This window comes from Ligilactobacillus pobuzihii E100301 = KCTC 13174 (assembly GCF_000349725.1).
GTDB lineage: Bacteria > Bacillota > Bacilli > Lactobacillales > Lactobacillaceae > Ligilactobacillus > Ligilactobacillus pobuzihii.
In genome coordinates this window covers 13,921-17,558 of record NZ_KB714686.1, presented here as the reverse complement: position 1 = coordinate 17,558, position 3,638 = coordinate 13,921, and the positions used below count along the sequence as shown (strand labels likewise).

Sequence of the window (3,638 nt, the reverse complement as noted above, 5' to 3'; positions counted from 1 at the left end):
TCCGACGCAAGGCAACCCGTGGACCAGCTTTAGAAATATTAACTACATGTGCCTTAGCCATCACACTGCTTGCAGTTAGGACTTGCGTCCGGTCGACGCCTTCGATAAAGCGTTCGACGTAATCATTAGCTGGATGAGTCAAGATATCTTCAGGGGCACCGATCTGTTCGATGTTACCGTCACGCATGATCATGATCCGGTCACCCAATTTCAAGGCTTCATTCAAATCGTGGCCGATAAAGATGACCGTTTTATGCATCTTTTCTTGGATCTGTAACAAAAGGTCCTGCATTTCCTTACGATATAAAGGATCCAAGGCTGAGAAAGCTTCGTCCATCAGTAAGATCTCGGCATCATTAGCAAGCGCACGTGCTAAACCAACACGTTGCTGCATACCACCAGACAATTGGTCTGGATATTGTTGGTCATAGCCGTTCAAACCAACTAACTCCAATGCATCTTTAGCCTTTTTTTCTTGTGTTTCCTGGTCAACCTTTTTGAGAGTCAAACCGTATTCTGCATTTTGTAAAACCGTTAAGTGTGGGAACAAGGCAAAATTCTGGAAAACCATCCCAAATTTATCCTGACGTAGTTTACGCAAACCTTCCTTATCAAGATCCATTACACTTTGGTCATCGATATCAACATCACCATCAGTTGAGTCGATCAAACGGTTGATCATCCGGATCAGTGTTGATTTACCACTACCGGATAAACCCATGACAACAAAAATCTCGCCTTCATTGATCGAGAAACTTGCGTCATTGACCCCGATTGTACAACCAGTCTCAGCAAGTATTTCTTCTTTTGACTTACCTTGTTTCATAAGTTCCTTAGCTTGCGAGATCTGTTTGCCAAATATTTTAGTTAAATGTTTAACTTTAACTTTTTCTGTCATTACACGCCTCCAATAAATCCGTGCTTTCTTATGCTGCGAAGTACTAATGTGTTGTTTAACAATTAAGAACCATCGGCTGAAAAAAGTTCAACACATTATGTACTGCCCTAGCAGTTGAAATTCGTCAGAACAGTACAGTTAAGATGACGTAAAGTATGATCTCTTAACTCTAAATCGCTTAAAAATGTCTGTTCTTTCTGCTCGAATAAAAAAGACTTGAACTGTCTACAGCTTGAACCACTAAATCAGACAAAATCAGCCACCAACTAGAAAACCGACTCAACGATACAAAAAAAGACCGATCGTTGCCATCTAGCTTTGGTCGGCCACATATAAATTTGCCTAATCAACGATTTTGTGGTTCAACATTACAAAAATGTTACAGCCGAATCATTAAGAATACCTTAACATATATTTTTACTTCGTCCGAACTATATATCCTTTTTTAAGCCATCTTAAGGTTTTCTTAATAATTATATCCAGCATTTAGTTAGATTTTTATAGATAAAATTATATATAAAATCACAAAAAAGCAGCCCAAAATCACACTATAATAATTCATTTTCACTTGGTTAAAAATAGTTAAAGCACAAAAAACTAATATTTATAATTTATCGTCAATTAATTATGTTAAGTAGCTCACTTTTCTAACAAACATTTCCTTACCCTTGCGGCGCTAATTTAGCCAATTCATCAATTTTATCGTAAAATGCCTCTGCATCTACACTTGTTACAAAAAGCACCTCACGGCCATTTTTGGTTTCATAGGTTCGACCTTCAGACGGGGCTGTTGTGATCACATCTGTTTTGACCTGTTTGTATTCGATCAATTCAGGATAACGACTACTTAACGTTGTTAGAACATCCCATAAATAATAGATCGAATTAGCTTCAAACGAATGAACTAAGGAATATCCCTGGCCAATGAGGTCAAGAGCGGGGTAACTCCTTTGTGCTGCCCACCGCAAGCGTAATTTTGAAGTTAGTGGTACCTGGTCAGTACTATCTAAGCCCAACATTACGATTTCTAAGCTCGAATCCCAGACAGTTTTAACTGCTTTCGCATCCCAATATGCGTTCCATTCCATCGTATCATCTGCTCCAGGAGCCGCTACATTACCTTGACTATTTAAAGCACCACCCATCCAATACAATTTATCGATCTTTTCGGTGATCGTTGGATCAACTTTCAACGCCCGCGCCAAATCAGTTAGTGGTCCAGTCATTACGAGAGTTACTTTCTTGTCGGAGCTTTGTAATTTATCGATCATATCTAAATGCCCAGGCTTAGTGGCTAAGGGTAGATGTGGTTTGCTGCCATGTTCATTTAACAACGGAAAATCATTAAAGGAAAAAGCACTTAATCGCCAAGCATCAGGAAATTGGTGTTTAGCACGTGAGTTAGACTTAGCAACATCTGCTGGTTTACGACCTTCATGTCCAAAACGATCAATAATTTTACGTGAAGCCAAAGAAGCCGGTTCAACGTAGCCATCAGCATCTGTGACACCAACTCCTAACAAATTAACGTCTGGCATTTGTAACAATAACAAAAGTGAAACTAAATCATCGACATTCCCATCGTGGTTGAAATAAAAATTACGCATCTAAAAACCCCCAGATTAGTTTATTTAGTTTTTAAGCGCTAATGGAACACTTTATTCACACTATAAAAGTGGCCTCATTAACACCAACATTACTTAACTTAAGGCTACGGGAGTTCGGACATAGCGTCAAGAAATAAGATCTCAACAACTTTTTCATGGTATTTTTTCATAAAAAAAGTTTTGAACCAGTAAAATTTAAACTGATCCAAAACTTTTTTAATATGATCACACACCCAGTTGAGAAAAAATGGAAATCAAATACCAAAGCATCAAAATCATTAAGAATACATCGATCCCGATATTGATTTTTGTCACCGTTTGTCTTTTTTTAGAACTTGCTTTACCCAATTCGTCCGTTTTATTGCGATAATTTTTGATATCATGATTCAAAGCCCAAACATCAACGGTAAATACAAATGCAAAAATAGCGATAGTTGAAAATTTCATTGCCTGCCTCATGCCTCACTTGTCATTCAAACTTGATCCTACACTTACATTATACTTATTTAGCCGGAGAACAACTGTAGTTTAATCCAAATCTCAAAATATTTTTGGGATTAAATTCAAATGAGCTGAGTGAACCAAGAGATGAATACTTACAGTTTTCTTTGTTTTACCTTTGTTAGCCAACCTACACAACCCAAAAAGCCGCACATAAAACTATTGTCTTATAAAAAGTAAAGATCACATTACAAAACAGTGGTTGCCTTAACACTCACCTCAAGGACAGGCTTCTTTCGCTTTTTTACCAACCAATATTTGCAGCATTTTCTGGCAAGCTTAACTTATCGTCTTGCAGATCCTTAAATGCCTGGTCCATTACCTTAAAGGCCTGATCTAATTGTTCATCTGTGATCACCAATGGCGGCTGGAACCGCAAAACATTATCTTTTAAGCTAATGATCAATACTCCTAATTCAAACATTCGATAGATGACCTTAGTGGTTGCCTGACGGTCTGGGCCCCCTGTCTGCGGATCGACAATATCGATACCGCCATCTAAACCATACATTCTAACCTCGCCAATGAATGAATATTTTTCTTTTTCTTTGGCAAAGAAATCCTCCGCGATCTTGCCCAAACGCGCGGACCGTTCCACTAAATGTTCATCTTCGATCACATCTAATGTTGCC

4 protein-coding genes are annotated in these 3,638 nt (G+C 38.3%); all 4 read right to left on the bottom strand.

What is annotated here, in order from left to right; translation table 11 throughout:
* On the bottom strand, positions 1-898 hold an 898-nt coding region (locus LACPOB_RS0102220), incomplete at its 3' end, for a quaternary amine ABC transporter ATP-binding protein (protein WP_017867208.1).
* Between the two features lie 662 nt (positions 899-1,560).
* Positions 1,561-2,505, bottom strand: coding sequence for a nucleoside hydrolase (locus LACPOB_RS0102215; protein WP_017867207.1), 945 nt, complete (start codon positions 2,503-2,505; stop codon positions 1,561-1,563).
* Between the two features lie 225 nt (positions 2,506-2,730).
* Positions 2,731-2,952 carry a hypothetical protein gene (locus LACPOB_RS0102210; protein ID WP_017867206.1) on the bottom strand — a complete coding sequence of 74 codons (222 nt, stop codon included), beginning with the start codon at positions 2,950-2,952 and terminating at the stop codon, positions 2,731-2,733.
* Between the two features lie 298 nt (positions 2,953-3,250).
* Positions 3,251-3,638, bottom strand: a 388-nt coding sequence (locus tag LACPOB_RS12935) for an aminotransferase class III-fold pyridoxal phosphate-dependent enzyme (RefSeq protein ID WP_040532633.1), incomplete at its 5' end; no start/stop codon positions are given.